We start from the raw sequence: 1,039 nt of genomic DNA, 5'->3' as shown, positions 1-1,039 counted from the left end.
TGTCTGCACTGGTGATAAACTGGGCAATGATCAGCCTGGCGCACCTGAAATTCCGCAAAGCCAAAGAGCAAGAAGGCGTGCAGACCAAATTCAAAGCGCTGCTCTATCCGCTGGGCAATTATATTTGCCTGCTGTTCCTTGCGGGCATTTTAGTGATCATGTTCTTAACCCCGGGAATTCAGATTTCCGTACTGCTGATACCCGTATGGCTGGTCGTGCTTGGCATCGGTTATGCCGTGAAACAGAAAAAACAACGGGTCGCAACCACCCGCTAAACGATATGACAACGGCACCTTCGGGTGCCGTTGCGATTCATCAGCTTAGCCAGCGCAGAATGAGTTATCGAAAGAAAGAACGCGTGCTGAGGGGGATGTTTATCGGAGTAACAGTGCCAGAACAGGTGTAACTGTATACGAAAGCTCAGGCCGAGACTGTACTTTAGTACATCTGGTATTCAGAAGTGAAAAGATTTATCGTTGCTGAATAAGAAAATCGGATAAAAAAAGTGATCCTCCGAAGAGGATCATACGCCAAATTGGCCAACACCAGGGAAAATTTTCGGCTAGTATTGCGAACAACACATATGCTGTCAATGGTTGGCTACTCGCAGTGAAATCAATTAGGAATTTTGATACACTTCATTTATCTTAAAAAAGGTAGCAAGAAATTTTCATTGTCAACAGTTTCTTATTTTAATGATACCTGCCTAAATCCTCACATATCATAAAAATCTCTTCTTTTGATAGACATACCTCACGGTAAGATAACCCGACTTGTTCAGCCTAAAGCATTACGTTTAACATCCGTAACACACCATCACGGATCATAAGAACGACATCCGAATGTTGTTATTGACAACACATGATAAATTAATGAATTTTTACCACAAAGAAAATAACGCGGATAGCATCAACATACCGCAATCAAAAACGGTCTTCTCAAATAGAGAAAATGAAATCTTATATTGGGCAAGCATTGGGAAATCATATCAAGAAATCGCTATTATTCTTGCGATCAAACCCATTAGACCTATTACGCC

Annotated in this window: 2 pseudogenes; both read left to right on the top strand. The window is 41.7% G+C overall.

Annotation, left to right across the window (positions count from 1 at the left end):
- Positions 1–275 (top strand): annotated as a pseudogene (locus J5224_RS29750) (aromatic amino acid transporter AroP); the annotation flags it as partial.
- Between the two features lie 567 nt (positions 276–842).
- Positions 843–1,039, top strand: a pseudogene (locus tag J5224_RS29745) (LuxR C-terminal-related transcriptional regulator); the annotation flags it as partial.

This window comes from Candidatus Symbiopectobacterium sp. NZEC135 (assembly GCF_025962695.1).
Note: the sequence above shows the minus strand (reverse complement) of the source record. Positions and strands in the feature narration are given on the sequence as shown.